Here is a 22,789-nt window from a genome sequence, read left to right as displayed (position 1 = left end):
GTTTGTATTTACCTGAGATCAATGCAAAAAATAAAAACTTGCAGATGGGTGCAGAGCGCACCGCGATCAACGCGCCTATGCAAGGCACCGCTGCCGATATTATTAAAACGGCGATGATCAAAGTGCAGGCCTGGCTCGATCAAACGCAACTCGATGCAAAAATCATTATGCAGGTGCACGATGAGCTTGTACTCGAAGTGGCTGAAGCCCAAGTTGAGCAAGTGCGCGCAGGATTGATTGAGCGCATGGCTGGCGCGGCTATACTTAAAGTGCCGCTGCTGGTGGAGGCTGGAGTAGGTGATAACTGGGACGAGGCACATTAATCGCACGCTGCAAATGATTGGGTTGCGTTAAAAAACCGGATTAATTGCAGCAATCAGTTCGGAGGGAATGGGCACCATGAAAAATAAATGGTTTTGTTATCTCACATTGCTGTCGCTGTTGTCATCATCTCCGGTGCTGGCCGAACTTGTGGTCAGCCATCGCGCGCCTTTTACTGAAGGTGATAAACACCATGTTTACAGCACTGAATTGTTGCGTCTTGCATTGGAGAAAACGCGCAAGGAGTATGGCAATTTCACTCTGCGCCCCATACCGCCGCGCAATTATGCTCGTGCACTCAAAGCTGCAGTCGATGATGCCTACCCTAATTTAATTATAGAGACGAGTTACGAGCAGGCGCTAACGCATCACGCCAAATTGGATTTTATTAATTTCCCGATGGATTTGGGCGTGTTGGGTTATCGCGTCTGTTTTATCAATCCCAAACTCAAGGCCAGCGGAAAAAAAATTGCCTCGCTTGAAGATTTGCGCCAATACACGTTTGCGCACGGTGTGGGTTGGGCAGATACGATTATTTTTCGCCACAACGGTTTAAAGGTGCAGGAAGTCGATAACTACGACGGCATGTTCTTGATGGTGATTGGCGGGCGGGTCGATTTTTTTTGTCGCGGTGCAAATGAAATTTTGGGCGAGATCGAACAATTTAGTCAGTTAAAGGAGCTAACTATTGATGAGCAATTCTTACTGGTTTATCCGCTGCCCCGATTTTTTTATTTGAACGGTAAAAATAAACTGGCTAAAAAGCGTATCGAGCTGGGTTTGCAGCGTGCCTACGCCGATGGATCGCTGCAAGCACTGTGGAAAACGCATTTCCAGCCCAGCTTGGCGCTGGTGAATTTAGGTGAGCGCCAAGTTATCCAGCTTGAGAACCCCTTGCTGGATAACCTGGAAATAAGTTTTGTGCCCGACTTTATGCCGCTGCTGGAGGCTGCGGGTGCAAAATCACAGCCTAAATGAACAGATTCTTAACAGTTTGTTGGTTGAGCGCTCTTTTATGCCTAAACAGGCACAGTTTGAAATTAGTAAATCATTGTTTTTAAAGGCTTTAATTGAATTAACAAAAAATTGTGCAAATTATTTAAAAATAGTTTGAACTAATTTTAAAAAGGGTGGGTCTCAGTTATGTGTGTTTTACGATCATGAGCTAACTCCTCCCCTAATGGCTTTTAAGCCAGCTGAGCGCGAAGTAATTTTAAAGCTAAGCCAACCCCGATTTTATCGGGGTTTTTTTTGCCTGTAATTTGGCCCGTCGTAATGGGAATTGTGCAAAAACTGTTGCAGTTACAAAGCTTTACGTTTTCTGCTGAACTTCATCGGCCACTCCAAGTCATAGTTACAACTTGCTTAATGGAGCCGTTTTTCTCTCGTAGTTCTTGTCTTGTCTCTCCGACCTAGCCCATCTGGCATCACCCCAAGGGTGCCAGTTCTTTTCCGATGATTTGCTTAAATCATCGGATTTTTTTATTGAGGCAGGGTTTCTTCGCTGCTTTGTTCTTGTACCGGCGGTGCCAGCCAGAACTGTAATTTTGCTTTGAGTTCATCGAGCCCGGCATATTTCAGTGCTGAAAAGCACTGGATACTCACCAGCTGATCGAGCTTCACCTGTTTTAGCTGCTTTTGCACCGCAAACAGTGCGTTGTTCGCTTGCATGCGGCTGAGCTTATCGGCCTTGGTCAGCAATATATGCACGGGCATATTGCCGCGAATAGCCCAGTCGAGCATGGTGGTATCAAATTCTTGCAAGGGATGGCGGATGTCCATCAGCAGTATCAAGCCTTTCAGGCACTGGCGTTTTTGCAGGTATTCCGACAAATCCCGCTGCCACTTTTCTTTTTGGTCGCGCGATACCTTGGCGTAGCCATACCCGGGTAGATCAACCAGCCGCTGGTCGTCGCCCACATTAAAAAAGTTGATCAACTGGGTGCGGCCGGGAGTTTTACTGGTGCGCGCCAGCTTTTGGTTGGTTAATGCGTTGATGGCACTGGATTTCCCCGCGTTGGAGCGGCCGGCAAACGCGACCTCGCAACCAGTCTCCGGTGGGCATTCACGAATGCTGGGGGCACTCTTGGTAAAATAAGCCTTGGTAAATACGATCTCGGTCAAGATAATAACCCTTCAAAATAGTGTGTTATTAGCGCGTTGGTAATATAATGCCGCCGCTTTTACCGGCCGCCGTGCGCGCCAAAAGCAGGAATCATGCGGAATCAAGTGGATTTTAGGGTGCGATTGTAGCTTGTTGGCCTGCCATTAAGCGAACCGTCCGCCGAATTCCTACGTATACTTGCCTGTTAAAGACGCACGCATAACAATCAGATTCATCGATCAATCGGATTAGCCAATGAAACATATCGTAAGAAATGCACTTTTATCGCTGGGTTTGGTAGCAGTTGCGCAGGGCGCTATGGCTGCGGGAGATGCGGCAGCAGGCGCAACCAAGGCTGCTGTATGTGGCGCTTGCCACGGTGCCGATGGCAATAGCCTCCTTGGTACCTTCCCGAAATTGGCTGGCTTGGGTGAGCGTTATCTGCTTAAGCAGCTGACTGATATCCAGGCTTGGGATCTGGAAAAAGATGCTGCCAAAAAAGCCACTACCGGCCGTGAAGTGCCGGAGATGACGGGCCTGCTCGCCAATATGAGCAAACAAGACCTGGCCGATATAGCGGCGCACTTTGCTGCTCAAACCACCCAATTGTCTGGCTCCAAGAAGATCGAAGTGCAAGTGAACTCGGGTATTAAAGTTGATGGCCTGGAATTGGGCGAGCGCATTTATCGCGCTGGCAACCCAACCACAGGTGTGCCCGCTTGTACGGGTTGCCATGCACCCGATGGCAAAGGCAACATCCCTGCCGGTTTCCCGCGTTTGAGTGGTCAGCACCCGGAATACATTGAGAAGCAGCTGCGTGCTTTCCGCGCAGGTGATCGCACTAACGATGGCGACCAAATGATCATGCGTTCAGTAGCCGACAAGCTGAGCGATGCTGAGATTATTGCCTTGGCCAATTTTATTGCAGGATTAAATTAATCATCACCAAAGGATGATTAATGAAGATAAAAAAGGCGACTTCGGTCGCCTTTTTTGTATCTTTGCTTTACAGATCTGGTGGCGCGCTGGAGAATCCGGCTCCAGCTTGGGAACTTGGATGATATTTGCAGGACTAATGCCGCAGGCATCCAACCGAATTCATGATTCACACACATTGTCTATTCACAATAAAAGTACTGAGGAGCGATTTATGCGTATTTTGGCCGCCCTGTTGGGCCTGGTTTTTTCCCTGAGCGCCTGTGCCCAGGAAGCGTCGAGCGAGTATCTGGAAGGTAAGGAATATGTGTTGCTGGAACAACCGGTGCGCACGGCTGATCCAAGCAAAATCGAAGTGGCAGAAGTATTTGCCTACTCCTGCCCGCACTGCTTTGATTTCGAGCCATTGTTACAAGCATGGGAAAAGAAGCAATCCGCAGATGTTTATCTTTCGCAAACCCACGCCATGTGGAATCCGCAAATGGAGCCACTGGTGCGTGGTTACTACACCTCGATTACCCTGAAAGTGAAAGAAAAAACCCACATGGCCATCTTTAATGCGATGCATTTGGAGCACAAGCAAATCGTTACTGCAGAGCAATGGGCTGACTTTTTTGCTACCTACGGTGTGGATAAAGCCAAGGCACTGAGCACCTTTAACTCTTTTGGTGTGACCAGCCAAATCAAACAAGCTGAAGCCCGTGCGCGCGGCTACAAGGTAACCGGCACCCCGGAAATGGTGGTGGATGGTAAATACCGTGTCAGCTCCCGCTTGGCGGGCGGCCATGCAGAAATGTTGAAAGTGGTGGATTTCCTGGTTGCTAAAACACGTGCAGAGCGCGGCACCAAGGTATCTGCCCAGTAATAGCAAATTTATTGATTATCTAAAAACCCACACCGGTCTTTCCGGTGTGGGTTTTTTATTGGGTGGTTGGTTTTCCCTGGAGGGTTATTTTGTGTTACGGAAAAGGTGAATCGGCGATGACTGGCTATACTCAGGAATAGTTTTTTCCTAAAGCCCGAGCCCATAGGTTACAAGCGCGTTATGACAGTCAATTCTGGTGATAAAAACAACTGGCGAGAAAAGTATCTCAATGCGCTGGATGAGCAGGAGCAGTTAGAGAAGCAGTTTGCCAGCCAGCAGGAATTGCTGCGCAGCGCCTTGGTGCGGGTCAGTATTGCCGCCGATGGTCAAGATGAAACTCTCGACCAGATTATGGCCAAGCTACGCGAACAGCTGCGCAGCAAAATGAGCGCGACAGAATTCAACAGCATTCTTGCCCAGTTGGAAACGGCGGCCTTGGCATTTGGGCAGCATCGCGAACAGGGTGCGCAGGATATTCGTCAGGCGTTGATGGATGCTGCCAAGCCGCTGCAAAATTTCAAACTATCGCGCGGGGTAAAAAAAGAACTCAGTGATTATCTTGCGCAGTTGCCGCAGCGCAGTAAAAAAGTGCGCCTCTATCCTGCACTCTTGCAACAGCTGGCCAAAATTCAACAGCAGGCATTGGGCGAAATCGAGCAGCCTAAAACCGGTTTGTTCGATAAAATTCTCGGTAGTAAATCCAATCCAAAAATAGACGATGTTGGCGGCGAACAGGATGAATACGCAATCGCCGATTTGCCGCCTATGATCGATTCCCCCTCCGCTAGCGTAGAGCCTATTGTTAGTCATTTAACGGAAGAATATGCCGCGCAAATTATTCGCGTACTCAACCAGTTTTTTACCAGCCTTGAAAATGAAACGGCGATTAAAAATAAGGTAGAGATGATGCGCCGCAAGCTGGAGCAGGGCGTCAGTGCTGACAGTTTGATCCCACTGCTCGACAGTGTGCGCGATCTGGTGATGGAGGCCTACCTCGCGGCCAACCAAGCCTTTGCTACCTATTTAAAAAACGTAAATCAGGAACTGGCCGAAATTTATATGCTGCTCGGCGGCGCGGTAAAAAATACGCAAGATGAACGCGCTGCATCGCGCAAATTGCAAGCTGATGTGATGCGTGAAATGAATGATTTGGAAAGCACCGCCGCTAGTGCTACCGATATCAACCAACTCAAGGATACGGTGAAATCCCAGTTAGGTAATATTCGCCAGGAGATCGACCACTATCAGCATACCGATCAGGCGCAGCAATTTTTAGCGGAGCAATTGCAAACTCTCGGTGCAAAAATCAAAACCATGGAGGTCGAGGCGGAAAAAAATCGCACCACTCTGGAAGCACATCGCCAAAAAGCCTTGCATGATCCGCTCACCGAATTACCTAACCGCGAAGCCTACAATGAGCGCGCGAGTGCAGAGGTGCAGCGCTGGCAACGCTACGGCCGCCCGCTGACCATTGCGATTTTTGATATCGACCACTTCAAACGCATCAACGATACCTACGGCCACCAAGCGGGCGACAGGGTAATAAAAGTCATTGGACGCTCTATCGCCAAACGCTTGCGCGAAGTGGATTTTTTCTGTCGTTACGGCGGCGAAGAATTTGTCGCGCTTATGCCGGAAACCGATAGTGCAACTGCATTGTCGGTGTTGGAAAAAGTACGCGATGCGATTGCTAACGCAGCGTTTAATTACAAGGACCAACCCATGTCGATTACGTTATCCGTGGGCCTAACAGAATTTAAAACTAACGACAGCTTGGAATCTGCATTTGAGCGCGCCGACCAAGCGCTGTATACCGCCAAATCCAATGGCCGTAATCGTTGCCAACTAAGCTAGACAGGAAATGGACAATGAAATTCATACAGGATAGGTTTATGAATAGTAAATTTGCAGGTCAACTTCTGTTGGTAGCGGTGTTATTAATGTCACCACCAGGTATATCGGCGCAATTGGAATTAAGTGTGGTGGATGACAAAGGCAATCCACTTAAAGATGCAGTGGCCGCCTTGGTGCCTCAGCAAAAAATAGATTATACCGCTGTGCCGACCGCGATTATGGATCAGCGTCAGAATATGTTTGTGCCGGGGGTGTTGGCCATCCGCGTAAATACCCTGGTGCGCTTCCCCAATAGTGATGATGTGCGTCACCACGTCTATTCATTTTCTCCAGCCAAAAAATTTGAATTGCGCTTGTATCACGGCATGACTGCTGAACCCGTGTTATTTGATAAACCGGGTACGGTGGTGTTGGGCTGTAATATCCACGATTCCATGGTGGCTTATATTTATGTGGTAGAGACAGAGTATTTTGCGGTTGCCGATGCGCAGGGGAAAATCAGTCTTGCGGCGCCTGCGGGAAAATACCAAGTGCAAATTTATCATCCGCAGATGAGTGGAAATTTTCCTGAATCGACTATTACATTGGATGATTCCCAAACTGTGAATAACAAGATCACCGTGAATAATTTGTCGGCGGCAAAAACTGCTGAAACCGTCGACGAATTTTCCAACTTATTCTAAGCAGAATCCTGCATGCCTAAATTTAGTTACCTGCTCAAACTGCTTACTTTTCTGATTGGTCTGGTTGTGATACTGGAGGCGATCTCCTATTTGGCTACCCGTGTGGTGATCAATAAAGCGGTTACCCAAAATGCGCGCGCAGAACTTTTGTCGGGCGGTGAATTGTTTACGCGCATTATGCAAAATAATGTTGCCCAACTGGCGCTTTCGGTAAAAGTGCTTACCGAAGATTTTGGATTTAAAGATGCCGTTGCCACTAACGATGAAAAAACCATTGCCTCTGCCCTGATCAATCACTCTGCACGGGTTAAGGCGGACATAGGCATACTCATTACCAGCGATGGAAAATTAATTGCCAGCGACCAGGCATTCGGCCTGCAAATTGCGGATGAATTTAATGGCCTCAAAGAGCAGGCACAACTTCGCGGTCAGGCATACGACATTATTATTGTTGATGGGCGCGCGTATCAATTTGTAATGTTCTCGGTAAAAGCGCCGGTGGTGATTGGCCTTGCCGCTATGGGATTTGAAATCAAACAAGAATTCAGCGCAGATCTCCAACGCTTGACTGGGTTGGAAGTATCTTTTGTCATTCACGATGGTAAACAATTTCACTATTTAAGCGGCACGCAGGAGGAAAAAAGTCGCCTCGATTTATTGCAGCAAATGCAAACCGAAAACAAACAGGGTGAAGTGTTTATATACGATGAACTAATTTCATTAGCTGTGCCTGCAGCACGCCAAAATAATCACCTGTTGGCGGTGCTGCAGGTACCCTTGAGTCAAGTGCTTGCACCTTTCTCGCGTTTAAACGTGCAACTCTTTTTGTTGGCCTTGGTGTTTTCGATATTGGCGGGAATTGCGGCACTCTTTCTGGCGCGCAGTGTGACTCATCCGGTCAGGGTATTAGCTGATATTGCACGTAAAATTGCCGGCGGTTTTTATAGCACTCCGATTGCTGTGACCTCTAAAGATGAGCTGGGGGATCTGGCGCGCGCGTTTATTAGCATGCAACAGGCAATTGGCGAACGCGAGCAGCAAGTGTTGTTTCAATCCGAACATGATCCGCTTACTGGCTTACCTAACCGTTTATGCATATTCCCTGAATTGGAAGATGCTATTTCCCGTTCTCGCCCGCTGAAAGAATCGGTCTTTTTGTTAGTGATCGATATCAAAAATTTTACCCAAATCAATGATGAGCTCAGCCAGGAAATCGGCGATGCGGTATTGCGCGAAGTCGGCCAAAAAATTGCGCGCATCCTTACCCATGGTGAAGTCTTGCGCTTAGGTAGCGATGAATTTTTAGCGATTCTGATGGCAGCGGAGCGTGACAGCATTGCCGAGCTTGCTGAACTGATTCACGCCGCGTTTAAAACACCGCTACTGGTCAGCGGCTTGCAAGTGAGCGTCGAAGTGAATATTGGCTTGGCAACTTATCCGCAGGATGCAGAGTCAGCCGAGTCGCTGTTGCGCCGCGCCAATTTGGCGTTGAATGAAGGGCGCAGCAGTGAACGGTGCACTTGCTGGTATGAGCAGGGGTGGGATGAAAAACATTTGCGTCGTCTGCATCTGTTCCGTGAGTTTGAATCATCGCTCAACGCGGGCCATATCAGTTTGTATTACCAACCCAAAATTAATTTGGAACGCCCCGATACTCTGGGCGCTGAAGCTCTAGTGCGTTGGCGCCATCCGGAAATGGGTTTTGTCAGCCCGGATGAATTTATCGGCGTGATTGAAAGTTCGGGGCAGATTACGATTTTAACGCGCTGGGTATTAAAAACCGCCATTGCCCAGTTGCGTGTATTGCTCGATGAAAAAATAAAAATTACCTGCTCTGTAAATTTGTCGGCGCTGGATTTGTTGGTCGATGATTTGCCGGCCTATGTGGCCGAGTTGCTGCAATCGTATAAAGTTCCGGCAGAGAATTTATATTTGGAAATTACCGAAAGTGCGATTATGCGCGAAGCGGATAAATGCCTACACAATTTGCGTCGCCTGCGCGATTTGGGTGTGACCTTGTCTATCGATGATTTTGGCACCGGATATTCATCGCTGTCACAATTAAAAAAATTGCCGGTGTCCGAGTTAAAAATTGATAAGTCATTTATTTTAAATTTGGTTACCAGTGCTGACGATCAATTAATTGTGCGCTCGACGATTGTCCTCGGCCATACGCTGGGTTTAAGCGTAACAGCCGAGGGCGTTGAATCCGAGGCGATTAAAGCCCTGTTAAAAAGCTATGGCTGCGATACGGCGCAGGGCTATCTGTACAGCAAGCCATTACCAGCGAAAGATTTTATCCAATGGGTTCACCAGTATTTAGCGGAATTAACATCATGACTATGAACCGATTGTTTTTGGCATTGATAACTGCTGTGCTCTGTTGCGCTGGCCATGCAGCTACTTTAGATATCAATAGCGACGACCGCATTTCACGTAGCCGCTTATTGGCGACTGGCGGTGCAAGCACAATTGAAGGTGCCGCCGGTGGCGGGATTGTGCCCATGGCGGTGCTTGCCGGTTATGGTGCGCAAGAGGAGCAGAGCGCTGTTGCGTTTGGCAGTTATGTGGATACAGGTGATTACCAATTGGAAGTCGTAGGTGGTGCCTGGAGTTGGCGTAATCGAATCGAGCTTTCATTTGCGCAACAAAAACTGACCCATGATTCGCTCACTGCCGCATTGAGTTTGCCAACGGATTCCATCAGTCAGCGCATTATTTCCGCCAAAGTGCGTGTGATTGGTGATTTGATTTATACACCAATGCCGCAAATCAGTGTTGGTGTGCAGCATAAAAAAAATCTGGATTTTTTTGTGCCGGGTGCAGTGGGCGCAAAAAAAGATTCAGGCACGGATGTGAATCTTACTGCAACAAAATTAATTCTTGGTGGTTTTTTTAACCGCAATTTATTGCTCAATGCCAACCTGCGCTACACCAACGCCAACCAAACCGGCTTGGTGGGTTTTGGCGGTGATAAAAATGATGACAAAGAATTGTTGCCTGAAGTTTCCGCCGGTGTGCTGTTAAATCGCCATTGGTTGCTGGGCACCGAATATCGACAAAAACCAAATAATTTATCGTTTATTAAAGAAGATGATTGGCAAACAGCGTTTATAGGTTGGTTTCCCAACAAGCGTATTGCGTTAGTAGCGGCTTATGTTGATCTGGGTGAGGTGGCGACCTTTAAAGATCAAACCGGTTGGTACTTGTCTCTGCAGGGGAGTTTTTAATTATGAAACAATTATTCATCGGGCTTTGTGTAAGTTTTCTGTTGATGGCCTGTGCAAATCAATCGTCAACAGAGCAATCGCTTTACGATGCGCTGGGGCAATACGAAGGCATTACTAAAATTACCCATCAGCTTATTTTGGTAATCGCTAAAGATGAGCGCGTCAAACATCGTTATAAAGGCGCAAATATGAGCAAGTTTAAAAAAGGCATGTCGGATTATGTCTGTGTGGCGGTGGGAGGCCCCTGCGAATACAAGGGCGACAATATGCAATTAGTGCACGCTGGCCACAACTATACCAACACCGAATTTAATGCGATTGTCGATGATTTGATTTTAGCGATGGAGCAGTGCGGGATTCCGGTGACCACCCAAAACCGGCTGCTCGCCAAATTGGCACCAACCTATAAGGATGTGGTTTATCAGTAACGCCGTTACACGCTGCTTATCAATTAACATTATTTAACCTATATCGACAAATTTATTATCACCTCTGTGCCCGCATAGGTTTATGCTTTTGCGCTACCTGACTATAAGTGTTTCTTATTAACAGCTCGCACAAATAACAAAACGGCATTCACCTATGAAAAGTCCTCTGAAAAGCTCTATAAAAAACTCCACGAAAAAATCTTTTTTTACCTGGAGCCTGCTTGCTTCTGCTATTGCATTTTCTTCCCTCTGCCTCGCTGATGAATTGGCAATTAACGATAAAGATTATTTTGAAATGCAGGGGCTGAATGTCACTGTGTTTAGCGATATTTATCCCGATGGCCACCAGACAGGTGTAACTGTTATTCAACATGGCAGCCGTGTCGCTGCCAACGGCGATTTGCGCCTGGAAATTTCACCGGGGCAGTGGTCGCCGGTGCCCGTGGGCGGCAAACAAACGGTTGATAAAAAAACGCAGACGATCACCCAATCACTTTCCTATCCTGACCCGAGTAAAGATCGCAAAGGCTTTAATCCGATTATTTATCCCGATCTGAAATTTACCTATGAAGTAAAAGTAACTGCGCTGGATAACAACCAATTTAAAATCAGCGTGGATTTGGAAAAACCGCTACCGAAGGAATGGGTGGGGAAAATCGGATTTAATTTTGAATTATTTCCCGGTGAACTCTTTGGTAAATCCTGGTTGCTAGATAAGCACGTTGGAATTTTTCCACAGCAGCCCAATGGTCCCTTGGTGAATCCACACGGCGAATTTTTAACAGCGCCACTTGCCGCTGGCAATAAATTAATTGTGGCACCGGATAGCGACAAACAGCGCATGACCATTGAAAGCAAAACCGGCACATTGGAATTGTGGGATGGCCGTGCCAATCACAACAACGGCTGGTACATAGTGCGTGGTGTTATCCCCGCCGATAAAACTACTGCCGCATTAGAATGGGTTGTAACGCCCCATGTAATAAAAAATTGGATTTACGAACCTGTTATTCAAGTGTCGCAATTAGGCTATGGGTCGCAGCAGCCCAAAAAAGTAGTGATCGAACAGGACAAGCGCGATACCAAAGCCTCGGAAATAAAAATTTTCAAATTAAGTGAAACAGGTAAAACGCTGGTGAAAAAAGCCAAGGTTGAACCTTGGGGAAATTTTCTGCGCTACCAATACATGACCTACGATTTCTCCGGCATCACCGAACCGGGTATGTATCAAATCAGCTACCGCGATAAAACCTCGCACGCATTTAAAATTGGCGATGATGTGTTGTCGCGCCACGCATGGCAACCTACGCTCGAATATTTTTTACCGGTGCAGATGTGTCACATGCGCGTGAATGAAAAATACCGCGTATGGCATGGGCTGGATCATCAGGACGATGCGCTGATGATGCCGCTCAATTTTAACCACATCGACGGTTATATTTCTGATGACACAACGCGCACCACATTCAAACCGGGTGAGCGAGTGCCGGGCTTGGATGCCGGTGGTTGGCATGATGCAGGCGATTACGATCTGCGCGTGGAATCGCAATTGGGCACCATCTGGCTGCTCGCAAGTATGATTGAAGAGTTCGGACTCAATCACGATGCAACCTTAATCGACCAGCAGAAAAAATTGGTAGAGATTCATGTTGCCGACGGCAAAAATGATGCACTGCAACAAATTGAACATGGCTTGTTGAGTGTGCTCGGCGGTTACAAATCCATGGGGCGTTTGTACCGCGGTATTATCGAACCGACGATTCGCCAATATGTATTGCTGGGCGATGCCATGGTGCAAACCGATAATCTGCCATACGACGCATCGCTTAAAGATGGTGAAGTGAAAAATGGAAAATCCGGCACACCCGATGACCGCTGGGTATTTACCGAAAATAATCCCGAGCGCGAATTGTATGTCGCCGGTGGTTTAGCTGCCGCTGCGCGCGTACTGAAAACCTACAATCCCACTATGGCAAAAGAAGCGTTAGAAGCAGCAAAAAATATTTATCGCATAGCAGCGCCCAATACCAAAAAACAGGATGTGCGTATTTATGCACTCGCTGAATTGATTCTTGCGACGAATGACGATAGCTATCGCAAAGAATTAATTAGCTTGCAAACAGAAGTGGTGAACGACATAGCTGAAACCGGTTGGGCGATTGGCCGTGTTATGCCGGGTATAAAGGACGAACAATTTACCCATGCGATAAATAAAGCCGTAGAAAAGTATCAAGTGGAAGTGCGCGAGCGCGCCAAAACCGAATCGCCCTACGGCGTTCCCTACAAACCCAATATTTGGGGCGCCGGTTGGAATATTCAGGAGTTCGGTGTTAAACAATATTTCTTCCACAAATCCTGGCCGCAATTTGCGGGGACTGACTCCTATGTGAATGCACTCAATTTTATTTTGGGTGTACACCCCGGCGATAACACCCAAAGTTTTGCCTCGGGTGTGGGCGCGAATTCGGCAACCGTTGCCTACGGGGTAAACCGCGCGGATTGGTCGTACATTCCTGGCGGCGTTATTTCCGGCACGGCACTGATTCGCCCGGATTTGCCGGAATTAAAAATCTGGCCCTTCTTCTGGCAGCAAACGGAATATGTATTGGGTGGCGGCGAGGCTAATTACATGTTTTTGGCGCTGGCGGTGGATCATTTAAACAATGCCAAAGGCAACAAAGCTGAATAGTTTTATTCGATGCCAAAAAGAAGGGCTGCCCTTCTTTTTGGCACTTAAGCGTCTATCCCTTGTTTGCGCTTTCCATTTCCTCGTCCATATTTATCCTCGAGTCCTTAGCGCTGTAACTGTTTTTTTTTGTAAATAGATTCCGCGCACTGTTCAAAATATTTCATATCTTTTTGAAAAATATAAAGATTTTTCGAGTGTTTCGAATCTACCCGCCGTTGACAACGTTGTCCAGTTGGCCTTAAGGTTAGCGTCGACAACGCTGCCCATTTTTTGTTCCGTCGCGTTGTTGGGGTCTATCAACATTAAAATAGCTAGAGGGATAGTCATGACTAATACACTAAGAGATGCAATCCGCATGGTGAACCGCAAAGTAATTCTTTGTGGCTCAGCAGCAACCTTGGCGATGCTCGCCTCAGGCGTGCAGGCGCAAGACGATATTGAAGAAGTAGTAGTGCAGGGCGTACGCGCTGCACAAGAGAGTGCCGTTAATACCAAACGCAACGCGGTGTCCGTAGTTGACGGTATATCGGCAGAAGATATTGGCAAATTGCCGGATGTAACCATCGCTGACTCTTTGCAACGTATTCCCGGTGTTCAAGTAACACGTACAGCAGGGGAGGGTGGTCCGGTTCAAATTCGCGGTTTGGGCAATGTTGGCACGATGCTTAACGGTGAAACGTTCCTGAGTGCTACCACTATCGATCAGTCTGCTGCGGATTTTGGAGATTTGCCTTCAACGCTCTTCTCTGGCGCAGACATCATGAAGTCTGCTGTTGCAACCGTAAACGCATCAGGTATTTCCGGTGTAATCGATCTGAAAACCCGCCGTCCTTTTGATATGGATGATGGATGGACTTTTGCTGCGACTGGCGAACTAGACCAAGGCTCCATTAGCAAAGAAAACGATCCAACAGTAACGGCATTGGTAAACTGGAAAAATGATCGCGTTGGTTTCTTGTTGGCTGGTGCTACCACCGAGAAAAACTTGGCCTCGGATTTCAATGGTTACTTCGATACTTCTGAAAATGGCGGTATTGGCGCTACCAATAATAGCCACACCTGGGGTGAGACACCGCTGGGTGATCCAAACATTCATCACTTGGTTCCACAAGGTTTCGCCGCTTTCCATAAAGCGGAAGAACGGCACCGCGATGGCTTGAATGCATCTTTCCAAGCCGATTTAGGTGAAGGTTTTGAATTAGTTGCTGATTATTTCTACAGCGATCAGGAGCGTTGGAATCGCCGCGCGGGCGTTTCACAAAATAACCGGTGGCAGACGTTTGCACAGTACGCTACAGCTACTGAATATGGCGGTGACAGCTTCACTTACGAAGGCGCCGAATGGCGTACAGCGACAGCGTTCAGTGCGCAACCTTATCGCCTACAATCTTTTGCTCAAACAAACTATAACCACGAAACTTCTCAAAATGCCAATCTGGAGTTGAATTACGACAACGATGGCGCCTTGAGTGGTCAAGTGCGTGTAACTCGCGCCGATGCTGATGCTTCTATGCGTCACGGATATGGCGAAGGCGACCTGCTGAGTATTGATAAGGGCTCGATTGTGACTGGCCCTGGTGGATTGATTCCTGCCAGTCAATGCGATACTTCTCGTGGTGACATAGTGGTGGGTGCAAATGGTGGTTGTTTTGCCGCTTACGCACCTGGTGGTATTGAAAGCCGTTTCCGTATTGGTTACGACGTGGCCGGTGATCACCCAACCTTCTCCGGCTTTGATCAAGTTGTGAATGGCGGAAAAGGTCAGCGTACTGTTGCCGAATATATGGCTGATGTGGACTCCTATCATATCGGTGCTTTCTCGTCCGAGAATAACACTGACGATGTGGGAGCCATGGATACCTTCAGCACTCGTTGGAATTACGCGTTCACTGACACTCCTTTTATTTCCAGTGTTGATTTTGGTTTCCGCGATAGCAAGCGCACTGTTGATACTGCGCAGTTCTCTTATTTCGGTAAGTTAAACGGTGGTTGTGCGGCGCAGTGGAAAGCAGTTGACCAGTTTGCAGGTTCCGCCGTTGCCTGTGATCCAGACTTGGCGCAAGGCGAGCTGGTTACCGGGGTTGATCAAACTGGCAAAGCCTACAACAACCAATTTGTTAACTACACGTTGTTACAGCCAACTCGTTTGGACGAACACAATAAAGTGATGTGGGTAGATGATTTCGGTGGTGTGAAAGGTTTACCGGGCGCTTGGGTAATTGATCCGCGTACGTTTGACAACTCGCTCGCATTTCAGGAAAAAGTATTCGGTGCACAAGAAAAGTTCATCAACCCCGGTCAGTCATTTGGCGTTGAATTGGGTGAGTCCAGTTACTTCGTGCAAGCCAACATTGAGCAAGGCATTGTTAGTGGTAACTTCGGCTTGAAAGTGGTTGAAACTGATCTCAGCATCAAGGCCAATGAAGTGGGTGAGCAATTACCGCATTCCGGGACCAACGTTGACCTAGGTGATGTGGTTACCAATCGTAAATATACCGACTATTTGCCGTCCTTAAACTTGGCTGCTGATCTGACCGACGATGTAAAAGTTCGCGCTGCTTACAGCAAAAGGATGCAACCACTTAATCTTTTGCAATGGGGCGGCGGTAAATCAGTAGGTCGTGTGTTCAATAACGATTGTGGTTGTATGCGTGTTAACGGCGGTAACCTAAATGGTAACCCTAATCTTGATCCAACCCGCTCCGAGAACTTTGATATTTCAGCGGAATGGTATTTGGGTAGCGCTTCAATGCTAAGTGCCGGTTTATTCCTGATCGAGATTGATAGTTTTGTTGAGGGCGGTACTGTAATGCTCGACGAGCCGGATGCTGACGGTATTCGTCGTGGTCCATGGCAGTTCACCTCTTTAGTTCAGGGTAAAGGCGGCGAAGTAAAAGGCCTTGAACTTGCTGCAAAAGTAGCATTGAGTGATGTGACTGATGCGCCTGTACTGACCAACATGGGTTTCGATGTTAACTACACTATGTCTGAAAGCTCGCAGGAAGCTAAAGGTTTTGGCGGTAAAGAGTTGCCATTTAACGACAACTCTAAAAACACCTATAACCTTGTTGCCTGGTACGAAAATGAAGTGGTTTCAGCGCGTGTTGCTTACAACTTCCGCTCATCTCGTTTGATGACTGCGGGTAGTCCGGCGACTGCAATGCAATCCCTTTATCAAGATGATTACGGCCAAATGGACGTTAATGTGACCTATAACGTGAACGACCAATGGTCTGTTTACTTGAATGGTTCAAACGTGCTGGAAGAAATTCAACAAACTTACGTCGAATTTGAAGACCAAAAAGCCTTCCAAAATATCTATGAAGCCCGTTGGGCGTTGGGTGCACGTTTCAAATTCTAAGTGGTTGTTAAAACGATTTAGCTAAATGAAACGGCGTTGAGGTAGATAAAGCCACGGTGATAACACATCGTGGCTTTGTTTTTTCCGCTAAAGTGACTTATAAGAAAGTTATCGGCAGTAGAATTTTGTCGTGGAGCGTGTTGTGAGCGAAAACCATCAAGTCAAATCAATCATCATAGCGGGCGGTGGTACCGCCGGGTGGATGGCTGCGGCAAAATTGAGCCAGCATTTTGCAAAAACCGATATAAAAATTACTGTAATCGAATCGACTGCGATCGGCACTGTCGGTGTGGGTGAAGCAACTATTCCAACCCTGCGCCGCTTTTATCAAGCGCTGGGCATGACCGATATGGATGTAATGCGCAAAACCAGCGCCACTGTAAAACTCGGTATTGAATTTAAAAATTGGCATCAGCCCAATACATCTTTCATTCATCCGTTTGGTCTATTTGGTCACGAGGCTAACGGCATTCGTTTTCATCACTACTGGCTTAAGCTGCTACAGTTGGGCGAGCAAAGCAAATTAGAAGAATATTCACTTGGCATTGCTTTGGCACGCGCAAACAGATTTACCTTTCCGGCAGAGAAACCTTCATCGCCGCTTTCTGTATTTGATTGGGCCTTGCATTTTGATGCAGGAATGTTTGCAAAATTGATGCGCGATTACGCTCTTGAGCAAGGTGTTGCGCATATAGATGCAAAAATAGAATCCATTAAGCTCAATTCAGATAACGGATTTATTGAATTGCTCTCGCTCGATAACCAACAACAAATTGCGGGCGATTTGTTTATCGATTGCACCGGCTTCAATGGATTATTAATTTCTGGCGCATTAAAAACCGGTTATATCGATTGGAGCCAATGGCTGCTGTGCGACCGCGCATTGGCAGTGCAATCGGAATTGGTGGGTGAGCCAGCAGCGCGTACCGTGTCCACTGCGCACAGTGCAGGATGGCAATGGAAAATTCCATTGCAGCATAGGCAGGGTAATGGCTATGTGTATTCCAGCCAACAGATAAACGATGAGCAAGCGCAAGATACTTTGTTGCAACATATTGATGGCAAGGTTTTACATCAACCGCGTAAGTTTTCGTTTACTGCAGGACGGCGTGCGCAAGCCTGGAATAAAAACTGTATTGCGATTGGTTTGGCCGCAGGATTTTTGGAACCTTTGGAAAGTACCAGCATCGCGCTGATTGAAACCGGGATTGAAAAAATTTGTGGTTCTTTTCCGATTCCTTATTTTAACCAGGAGCGAGTGGATTATTTTAATCAAGTGACGGCCACTGAATGGGAGCGTATCCGCGATTTTATTATCCTGCATTACAAGGCCAACCAGCGTACGGATACGGAATTTTGGCAGCATTGCCGTAATATGCCCGTACCGGACTCACTGCAACAAAAAATAAATGCCTATCAAGAGCGCGGCGATCTATTACATTTCCGTTGGGAAATTTTTCACCCGGATTCATGGCTCGCCATTTACAGCGGTTTTGGTGTTTATCCTAAAATGTACAACCAAAATGTAGATCGTTTGAATACCGATTATTTGCGCGAGAGTTTAGCGGCTATGCGCAAATCCATTGCCGATGCCGTTGCCGGTTTGCCAACGCATCAGGAATTTATTAACGAACACTGCAAAGTGCAACCAGCTTAAGGTAACGCGTTTATGCAATTGACGGCAAACCCAATTCAATCGCTGTGTATCGGCGGCGGCGGTACCGCTGGTTGGATGGCGGCAGCATTGTTATCCAATATTTATAAAGGTACTGCGATTAAAATTACGCTGGTGGAGTCACCGGATATCGCCACCATCGGTGTAGGTGAAGCGACTGTTCCCTCATTTATGGCATTTCTCTCCAGTGCAAAAATAAATCCCAAAGAGTTTATTGAAGCAACCGCGGGTACCTTTAAATTAGGTATTCGTTTTGAAAACTGGTATCAAAAAGATCATGCATTTCTACACCCCTTCGGGAAAATAGGGCGCTCGCTGGATGGCCATGATTTTTATCAACTCTGGTTAAAAACGCTGGCGCAGGGCAATGTAACCCGACTGATGGAGCATGCACCTGCTGCGATTATGGCGGAACAACATCGATTTATGGTGGAGACCCAGCTACAAAATACTCCGCTTGCTAATTATGGTTATGCATTACATTTAGATGCAGTGATGGCTGCGCGCTATTTGCGCAAAATTGCCCAGCTCAATGGTGTAATGCGCATTGAATCTACTGTCAATTCTGTCGCGCTCGATCAGCGTGAGCACATTGAATCGATTAGTTTGGCAGATGGACAAAAAGTTACAGCCGATTTTTTTATTGATTGCACGGGTTTTAAAGGGCTATTAATCGAAGAAACACTTAACGTGGGTTACGAGGATTGGTCGCATTATTTGCCTTGCAATCGTGCTGTTGCAGTACAAACCGAAAATGCGGGTGAACCTCCACCTTATACAGTCGCCTGTGCGCGTGCGGCCGGTTGGACTTGGCGAATTCCATTGCAACATCGCACGGGCAATGGCTATGTATTTGCGAGTGACTATTGTTCGGATGATGAAGCAACACAAACGTTACTTAACGCAGTGGAAGGCAAATTAGTAAACGAGCCGCGCATCATTCCATTCGTTACGGGTAAACGCAAAAAAATCTGGCATAAGAACTGTCTGGCATTAGGCTTGGCATCGGGATTTTTAGAGCCATTGGAGTCCACGGCAATTCATCTGGTCTATAAAGGTCTGGTTAATTTTATTCGCCAGTTCCCCGATAAGGATTTTGATCCTTTATTGGAGCAGCAATTTAATGCTCGCATGGATAAGGATTATCTGGAGGTGCGCGATTTTATCATTCTGCATTATTGCACCACCCAGCGCGATGACACGGATTTTTGGCGTCGCTGTAAAAATATGGAAATACCAAAATCACTTACAGAAAAACTTGCGATGTTCCGTCAGCGCGGCCAATTGTTGGTGAATGAAGAAGATTTGTTTGGTGCGTCAAGTTGGTATTCGATTTTAGAAGGTATGAATATCCGGCCGCAAAAGTATCATCCTTTAATTGATGCATTAGATGGCGCAAAATTGGCGCTTTCGTTGAATCAGGGCGCCAAGGCTATTCGTGAAGCGACCCTGCGTTTACCCACACATGGTGAATTCATTAAACACCATTGCGCCGTTAAATAGGTAAAGCATTGCTGCGTTACTGTTCAAAATCCGGCGCTACACAATGCTTCCGGATAAATTCTCCGTGACTCATTGCATTCCTGCCGGCCTGATCCAGCACATTTTTTATTTTGATGAGTTGGTTAGCGATGTCGCCATCACTCACATGATCGATGCGATTGTCAGTGCGTGTGGGCGCAACGCCAAAGCCGTGATAAATACTTAACCAGCTCGATTTCTCAAACGCTTCGGGTTCGTGTTGCAATAAATGGCCACTGCTTTTAAATAATTCAATTTTATGTTCAAGGCTGGCTGCAATTTCCATGGCTTGACAGTAACGCCAAAATTCTGTGTCATCGCGTTGGGTGAGTTTGTAATGCAGGATAATAAAATCGCGGATGCGTTCCATTTCATGTTGATGGCGTCGATTCACTTCGTTAATCATCGCCTGATCAAATGACATGTCGGGGAAAAAGGTCAGCAAGTGGGTGATTCCGGTTTGGATCAGGGAAATACTGGTGCTCTCCAGCGGCTCTAAAAATCCTGACGCAAGTCCCAGTGCATAACAATTTTTATTCCAGACTTTTTTGCGGCGCCCTGCTTGGAACGAAAACGGTTTTGGAGTGGTAAGTGGTTTGCCGGTAATTTTTCCAAGCAGGGTTTCAGTAGCGGATTCTTTACTCAAAAAGCGGCTGCTAAATACATAGCCATTACCCATGCGATGTTGCAGCGGAATTTGCCACATCCAACCAGCATCGAGCGCCGTTACGCGAGTGTAAGGTGTTGGCTCTTGGGTATTTTCACATTGCACGGCAACTGCCGCATCGCACAGTAACCAGTCTTGCCAATTTTCATAGCCGGTTTTTAATGTCTCTTCGATCAGCATTCCTTTGAAACCGGTACAATCAATAAATAAATCGCCTTCTATTATCTGTCCATTGGCGAGCAGCAGGGATTCGATAAACCCATCCGGCTCACGCTGGTGAACAGACTCCACTTTTTCATCGATATGAATTACCCCACGACCAATCGCTAATTCGCGCAGCACCTTGGCGTAAAGCGTTGCGTCGAAGTGGTAGGCATAAGAGTAATCTGCCAGAGGGTTATTAGGCGTTTCCCGTGGTTGGGCAAAGTGATTGTGTTTAGCTAATTGGCAGGCAATTGAATAGTCATGCAAGTTTTCGGCGGGATGATTTTTTTTCAGACGATAAAAATAGTGCTGAAATTCTATACCGTTAAAGTTGACTCCATAATCCGCAAAGGGATGGAAAAAGCGTGTGCCCTGTTTATGCCAATTTTCAAATTGAATACCCAGTTTGAAACTGGCGCGCGTCGCGCGGATAAATTCCAGCTCATCGAGACCGATAGTATGGTTGTAATGCACTATGCTCGGTATGGTTGCCTCGCCCACACCAACAGTGCCAATCACCGTGGATTCAACCAGGGTAATGCTCATCGCTTTGCCTGCGCCAAAGCGCGATAAGCTGGCGGCGGCCATCCAACCGGCGGTACCACCACCGACAATAACAATTTTTTTAATCGGTTGATGCGACATGCGTGAAATAACCTGCTGTGTTTGTCGTTATGCTGTGGCAGCTGTCATATGAGTGCGTATTGTTTGTGATTATTTTTACGACACTTTTTGTGCTGACATCATATACGATCTTGCCGCCCATAGGGATGGGGCGGCGGCAGGGATCAATTGGAATTAGCTATTGTACTGTGGTGAGATTGCGTTGAATAAATGCCAGATGGTCGGGTAGATCTTTAACCGTATTGGAGATGCTCGCCGCTATCGCTTTTAATTCTTTTTCGACTAGTTGTTCATCAAAATCATCGACCACTGGATGGTAATAGTGTGGTTGGATATTGAACCCGGAAAACATCGCCAGCCAACTATTGGTGCTAAAGAAATCCATGTCGTCAATTTGTGGTTGGCAGGTTTGCTTGAAGTGTTCGATGCGGGCGCTGAGCGTGTCGGGAATAGCCATTGTACGGCATTCATCCCAAAAAGCTTGGCCGTGGCGCTGGTTGGCGTAGTAGTGCAGGATTAAAAAATCGCGCAGTTTTTCCTGGCGAATACGCAGATTGTTATTGACCGTATTGACGAGCTGTTGGTTGTATTGGTTATTGGGGAAATGGTTGAGTAGTAATGTAAGACTCGATTGAATTAAATAAATACTGGTGGATTCGAGTGGTTCCATAAAACCACTGGCTAGACCTAAGCAAAAGACATTTTTATTCCATGCCTGTTTGCGCATACCAGTCGTAAACCGAATAAATTTTGGTTCGGCGAGCGCATCGCCTTCCAGATTTGCGCGTAGTTTTTCTGCGGCAAGCTCATCGGAAATAAAATCACTGCAATACACATAGCCGTTGCCAACGCGATGTTGCAGCGGAATACGCCACTGCCAACCGGCTTCCATTGCCAGTGAGCGGGTAGCAGATGCCGGAGCGAGTTTGCTCGCGCACGGCATAGCCACTGCACGGTCACAGCGCAGCCACTGGTTCCAGGTTTCGTAGCCGGTTTTTAATGTTTGTTCTATGAGTAATCCTTTAAAGCCAGAGCAGTCGATAAAAAATTCGCCTTCGATTATTTCACCATTATCCAAACCCAAGGATTGGATAAAGCCGCTATCGGGAAATTGATTGACGTGTTGGACATTGGCCTGGATTCGTTTAACCCCGAGCTGTTGTGCCATACCACTCAGGTAGTTCGCAAACAACCCCGCATCAAAATGAAACGCATAGTTGAAGCTGGATAATTCCACATCCTTGTTTGCTTTAGGTAGGGCAAATTTATTGTGCCGCGCCATTTGTACCGCAAGACAGTAGGCATCTAACCCTTGTGCTTTATTTTGCTGGCGCATTTTGGCCCAGTAATGATGAAAGGGTATGCGTGCGATTCGCGCGCCGTAACCGGCAAAAGGGTGGACAAATTTTTCGTTGGATTTATACCAACCATCAAAGTCGATGCCGAGTTTATAGGTCGCGTTGGTCGCGCGCATAAAATCGACTTCATTGATATTCAGGTCTTGCAGGAATTCCTTGATATAGGGAACGGTCGCTTCGCCAACGCCGATAATACCGATATCGGCTGATTCAACCAGGGTAATTTTTGTAACGCCCTGTTTAAAGCGATTGGCGAGTGCGGCGGCAGC

General features: G+C 47.1%; 16 protein-coding genes. 13 read left to right on the top strand and 3 right to left on the bottom strand.

Annotated features, from left to right (window positions below; genetic code table 11):
• Both ACWA6V_RS02410 and ACWA6V_RS02405 read left to right on the top strand, forming a co-directional pair.
• On the top strand, positions 1–323 hold a 323-nt coding region (locus ACWA6V_RS02410), incomplete at its 5' end, for a DNA polymerase (RefSeq protein ID WP_449521013.1).
• 76 nt (positions 324–399) lie between these two features.
• A complete protein-coding gene (locus ACWA6V_RS02405; RefSeq protein ID WP_449521012.1) occupies positions 400–1,299 on the top strand; it encodes a hypothetical protein in 900 nt (299 codons plus the stop codon).
• A gap of 504 nt (positions 1,300–1,803) precedes the next feature.
• Here the strand turns inward: ACWA6V_RS02405 and yihA are convergent.
• A complete protein-coding gene (gene yihA / locus ACWA6V_RS02400; protein WP_449521011.1) occupies positions 1,804–2,445 on the bottom strand; it encodes a ribosome biogenesis GTP-binding protein YihA/YsxC in 642 nt (213 codons plus the stop codon).
• Between the two features lie 235 nt (positions 2,446–2,680).
• Between yihA and ACWA6V_RS02395 the strand changes: the two genes are divergently transcribed.
• From ACWA6V_RS02395 to ACWA6V_RS02345, 11 genes are all read left to right on the top strand, one after another.
• Positions 2,681–3,364, top strand: a complete 684-nt coding sequence (locus ACWA6V_RS02395) for a c-type cytochrome (RefSeq protein ID WP_449521010.1) — start codon at positions 2,681–2,683, stop codon at positions 3,362–3,364.
• A gap of 211 nt (positions 3,365–3,575) precedes the next feature.
• On the top strand, positions 3,576–4,226 hold the full coding sequence (locus ACWA6V_RS02390; RefSeq protein ID WP_449521009.1) for a thiol:disulfide interchange protein DsbA/DsbL: 651 nt from the start codon (positions 3,576–3,578) through the stop codon (positions 4,224–4,226).
• 180 nt (positions 4,227–4,406) lie between these two features.
• Positions 4,407–6,080 (top strand): GGDEF domain-containing protein, encoded by a 1,674-nt coding sequence (locus tag ACWA6V_RS02385; protein ID WP_449521008.1) that lies wholly within the window; start codon positions 4,407–4,409, stop codon positions 6,078–6,080.
• A 38-nt stretch (positions 6,081–6,118) separates the two neighbouring features.
• Positions 6,119–6,763 carry a methylamine utilization protein gene (locus ACWA6V_RS02380; protein ID WP_449521007.1) on the top strand — a complete coding sequence of 215 codons (645 nt, stop codon included), beginning with the start codon at positions 6,119–6,121 and terminating at the stop codon, positions 6,761–6,763.
• Between the two features lie 12 nt (positions 6,764–6,775).
• Entirely contained in the window at positions 6,776–9,103 is a 2,328-nt protein-coding gene (locus ACWA6V_RS02375) for a putative bifunctional diguanylate cyclase/phosphodiesterase (protein ID WP_449521006.1), read from the top strand.
• Complete coding sequence (locus ACWA6V_RS02370; protein ID WP_449521005.1) at positions 9,100–9,993, top strand: DUF3034 family protein; 894 nt, start codon at positions 9,100–9,102, stop codon at positions 9,991–9,993. The genes ACWA6V_RS02375 and ACWA6V_RS02370 overlap by 4 nt, the downstream gene beginning before the upstream one ends.
• A gap of 2 nt (positions 9,994–9,995) precedes the next feature.
• Positions 9,996–10,421 (top strand): group I truncated hemoglobin, encoded by a 426-nt coding sequence (locus ACWA6V_RS02365; protein ID WP_449521004.1) that lies wholly within the window; start codon positions 9,996–9,998, stop codon positions 10,419–10,421.
• A 154-nt stretch (positions 10,422–10,575) separates the two neighbouring features.
• Complete coding sequence (locus ACWA6V_RS02360; RefSeq protein ID WP_449521003.1) at positions 10,576–13,110, top strand: glycoside hydrolase family 9 protein; 2,535 nt, start codon at positions 10,576–10,578, stop codon at positions 13,108–13,110.
• Positions 13,111–13,435: 325 nt separating this feature from the next.
• Positions 13,436–16,471, top strand: coding sequence for a TonB-dependent receptor (locus tag ACWA6V_RS02355; RefSeq protein WP_449521002.1), 3,036 nt, complete (start codon positions 13,436–13,438; stop codon positions 16,469–16,471).
• A 142-nt stretch (positions 16,472–16,613) separates the two neighbouring features.
• Positions 16,614–18,128: a tryptophan halogenase family protein gene (locus ACWA6V_RS02350; RefSeq protein WP_449521001.1), complete on the top strand. Its 1,515-nt coding sequence runs from the start codon at positions 16,614–16,616 to the stop codon at positions 18,126–18,128.
• Positions 18,129–18,140: 12 nt separating this feature from the next.
• Positions 18,141–19,649: a tryptophan halogenase family protein gene (locus ACWA6V_RS02345; protein WP_449521000.1), complete on the top strand. Its 1,509-nt coding sequence runs from the start codon at positions 18,141–18,143 to the stop codon at positions 19,647–19,649.
• Between the two features lie 16 nt (positions 19,650–19,665).
• Here ACWA6V_RS02345 and ACWA6V_RS02340 read toward each other — a convergent pair whose 3' ends face one another.
• Entirely contained in the window at positions 19,666–21,183 is a 1,518-nt protein-coding gene (locus ACWA6V_RS02340) for a tryptophan halogenase family protein (protein WP_449520999.1), read from the bottom strand.
• Positions 21,184–21,340: 157 nt separating this feature from the next.
• Positions 21,341–22,789 (bottom strand): tryptophan halogenase family protein (locus ACWA6V_RS02335; protein ID WP_449520998.1); only part of this gene is annotated, 1,449 nt, incomplete at its 5' end.

The organism is Cellvibrio sp. (genome assembly GCF_053579595.1).
Note: the sequence above shows the minus strand (reverse complement) of the source record. Positions and strands in the feature narration are given on the sequence as shown.

Excerpts from the sequence above, each read along its gene's own strand:
- ACWA6V_RS02405 (WP_449521012.1), top strand. The coding sequence starts at position 400 with ATGAAAAATAAATGGTTTTGTTATCTCACATTGCTGTCGCTGTTGTCA.
- ACWA6V_RS02395 (WP_449521010.1), top strand. The coding sequence starts at position 2,681 with ATGAAACATATCGTAAGAAATGCACTTTTATCGCTGGGTTTGGTAGCA.
- ACWA6V_RS02390 (WP_449521009.1), top strand. The coding sequence starts at position 3,576 with ATGCGTATTTTGGCCGCCCTGTTGGGCCTGGTTTTTTCCCTGAGCGCC.
- ACWA6V_RS02385 (WP_449521008.1), top strand. The coding sequence starts at position 4,407 with ATGACAGTCAATTCTGGTGATAAAAACAACTGGCGAGAAAAGTATCTC.
- ACWA6V_RS02380 (WP_449521007.1), top strand. The coding sequence starts at position 6,119 with ATGAATAGTAAATTTGCAGGTCAACTTCTGTTGGTAGCGGTGTTATTA.
- ACWA6V_RS02375 (WP_449521006.1), top strand. The coding sequence starts at position 6,776 with ATGCCTAAATTTAGTTACCTGCTCAAACTGCTTACTTTTCTGATTGGT.
- ACWA6V_RS02370 (WP_449521005.1), top strand. The coding sequence starts at position 9,100 with ATGACTATGAACCGATTGTTTTTGGCATTGATAACTGCTGTGCTCTGT.
- ACWA6V_RS02365 (WP_449521004.1), top strand. The coding sequence starts at position 9,996 with ATGAAACAATTATTCATCGGGCTTTGTGTAAGTTTTCTGTTGATGGCC.
- ACWA6V_RS02360 (WP_449521003.1), top strand. The coding sequence starts at position 10,576 with ATGAAAAGTCCTCTGAAAAGCTCTATAAAAAACTCCACGAAAAAATCT.
- ACWA6V_RS02355 (WP_449521002.1), top strand. The coding sequence starts at position 13,436 with ATGACTAATACACTAAGAGATGCAATCCGCATGGTGAACCGCAAAGTA.
- ACWA6V_RS02345 (WP_449521000.1), top strand. The coding sequence starts at position 18,141 with ATGCAATTGACGGCAAACCCAATTCAATCGCTGTGTATCGGCGGCGGC.
- ACWA6V_RS02340 (WP_449520999.1), bottom strand. The coding sequence starts at position 21,183 with ATGTCGCATCAACCGATTAAAAAAATTGTTATTGTCGGTGGTGGTACC.